A 2636-nucleotide genomic window follows, 5' to 3' on the forward strand; every position below is an offset into this window, starting at 1 on the left:
TGAACCAAATCACGCATGCTGCGTGATAGCCCTTTCTTAACTTTTTGTCTGTCGGTGTTGTACTGGCAGACTTTTTATTTTACAATCATCTCATCTTAGATAAAGGAATAGCCCCACAGATGAGTGCTTTGTTTGGCGACGTCGCTTTCATACTGTAGGGCTCCTACGTGTATGAGTATATCGACTTTTTCACTTTTTTACAAGCCCATTCGTGCTCCACCTGTAAAAAGTTTTTGTAACCATTAATTAACTTTTATTTTACAGGAGGACTCATTCCATGAATGAACAAAATACAAACTATCTGAAACAGCATATCGACATCCTTTCTTTCCGTGACCTTGCTCCCGGTACCATTGCAACTTACACGTCCTATATGACACAGTACATCGACTGGGTGGAAGAAAATCTTAACGCAAAACCACTTCCTAAGGTTACCTGGGAAGAAATACGTTCTTTTCTTCTTTTCCTTAAGGAAGTGCGACATCTGAATCCTCGCACGGTGAATGTTTATATTGCTCAGCTGAGAGATTTCTATCAGTATGTCCTGCACCGTGACTGGGATCGCTATCGGATTCCTTATCTTCATTTTGATGAATTGCTTCCGAAGGTTCCTACAAAAGAGGAAATCAATTCTATCATTGATTCTGTTTACAATCCAAAGCACAAAGCTGAACTGGCTCTTCTTTATTCTTCCGGGATTCGAGTCAGTGAATTATGTCGTCTTAAATGTGGCGATATTTATCACTCTAAACAATGCATCTATATTTCCAGAAGCAAGAATCGTTGTGATCGCTATGCCGTTCTTTCCGAAAAAGCTTATGGTCTGCTTGTGGATTACATCCGTGTCTTTCATCCACATGCCACGAAGGAGGACTGGCTTTTTCCTGGTCAAAAAGCTGGCTCCCATATCCATCAGCAGTCTGTCTATAACACATTTAAGAAATGGCTTGCTGTTATGAAGCTTTCGGAAGCTGGCTATACGCTTCATTCACTTCGTCACGCTTTTGGTCTTCATCTATATGAAGCAGGTACGGACCTCATGACCATCAAAGAAGCCATGGGTCACAAATCTCTTTCAAGTACCTCTGTCTATCTGACATTAGGTATTGGTAACGGAAGGAGTGTAAAAAGTCCTTATGATGAGTGATGCTATAAAGTTTTATCAGACATTATGCGAAAGTACTGGCAAAGAATATCCCATTCGTGATGCTTTTCAATCTTTTTATTCTTCCTATGCAGATTCACACTCTGTATCATCAGAACAGTCAAAAGCTGCCAGATGCATCTCGGAGTGTAAAACAGGAACACTGGGCTACAACATCAGTTACTGTGAATCTTGTGGGCATATAGAAATCCATGCCTGTTCCTGTAACAATCGGAATTGTCCCTGCTGTCAGTCTCCCCAGGAACAGAAGTGGATTATGGCTCGTAATTCCGAACTCGTGGAAGGATGTGCTTATTATCACTCCATCTTTACCGTTCCTTTTGAGCTTAATGATCTGATCTTCGAAAATCAAAAGCTCCTCTATAATCTCATGTTTCGCTGCACTTCCGAGACGTTGCTGACGCTCTGCCATGATAAACAACATCTGGGAGCAACTCCCGGAATTATCATGGTGCTTCATACATGGGGACAACAGCTAAATCTGCACCCGCACATTCATTGTTGCTTGTCTGGTGGTGGGCTTACAGATTCAGGTCAATTCATTGAATCACGCCACAAGGGTTTTCTGTTACCGGAAGGTGCTGTGGGAAAGATGTTCCGTGGTAAGTTCATGGAAAAGTTGAAAACTTGTTATGAAAAAGGGCTGCTTTCCCTGAATGGCAAATGTACGAAACTTCGCAATCGCTACAACTGGAAGGAGTTTGTTGATTCCCTCTATGAGAAAACATGGATTCCTTTTATCAAAGAGACCTTCAATGGGAACGGCAATGCCATTACCTATCTGGCTCGTTATGCTTACCGTACCGCTATCAGCAACAGCAGAATTACTTCTGTTACAGATACCAATGTAACTTTCAGCTATAAGGATTATGCAGACAATGGTGCTTCTAAGTTAAAAACTGTCACTGGTGATGAATTCATAGGTCTGTTTCTACAACACATCCTTCCCAAAGGATTTTCAAGAGTACGTTTCAGCGGATTCTTAAGCAACTGTTACAAAACAAAGAAGCTGAAACTGATACATAAACTGCGGAATACTATTTTTATTCCGAATCCTGTCAAAGGAAAAACCATGGCAGAATTGATGCTGTTGCTATATAACCGCGATATATGCACCTGTTCTCAGTGTAGCGGTCATGTGATTCAGTTCCCAAGAGGGAAGCCTTTTAGCAATCGTGCTCTAAGCTGTTCTTTGACATAAGAATCTTTCATTTTCAGACTGTCCAGTAGGATGGTCTTGTTGTTATGTGAAGAAATCTATGTTAGAGTATTACATTTCTTCAACATCTTCAGCAGATTAGTATTCTTTAACGTAAACATCTGGATTTTTGTAGTTCATGGATACAATCAAAACTACATAAGCCGTCCGCATGCGGGACTTGGTTCAAAAGGAAAGTACTAAATCAGGGGCTTGAAGTTCTAATCAGGCTCCTGATTTTGAGCCCCTGACTTAGAACTTTCCTAATTTATT

At 40.9% G+C, this 2636-nt stretch carries 2 protein-coding genes; both read left to right on the plus strand.

Translation table 11 applies throughout. The features are described 5' to 3' along the window. Positions 1-277: 277 nt before the first annotated feature. Positions 278-1147: a tyrosine-type recombinase/integrase gene (locus BN3456_RS01255; protein WP_089982202.1), complete on the plus strand. Its 870-nt coding sequence runs from the start codon at positions 278-280 to the stop codon at positions 1145-1147. After that, entirely contained in the window at positions 1137-2366 is a 1230-nt protein-coding gene (locus BN3456_RS01260) for an IS91 family transposase (RefSeq protein ID WP_089982204.1), read from the plus strand. The genes BN3456_RS01255 and BN3456_RS01260 overlap by 11 nt, the downstream gene beginning before the upstream one ends. The last annotated feature ends 270 nt before the right edge of the window (positions 2367-2636 follow it).

The sequence above is a fragment of the Clostridium sp. C105KSO13 genome (assembly GCF_001517425.1).
GTDB lineage: Bacteria > Bacillota > Clostridia > Lachnospirales > Lachnospiraceae > Muricomes.

What these genes read in the sequence shown, in the direction of transcription:
- BN3456_RS01260 (WP_089982204.1), top strand. Translation starts at nt 1,137, where the DNA reads ATGATGAGTGATGCTATAAAGTTTTATCAGACATTATGCGAAAGTACT.
- BN3456_RS01255 (WP_089982202.1), top strand. Translation starts at nt 278, where the DNA reads ATGAATGAACAAAATACAAACTATCTGAAACAGCATATCGACATCCTT.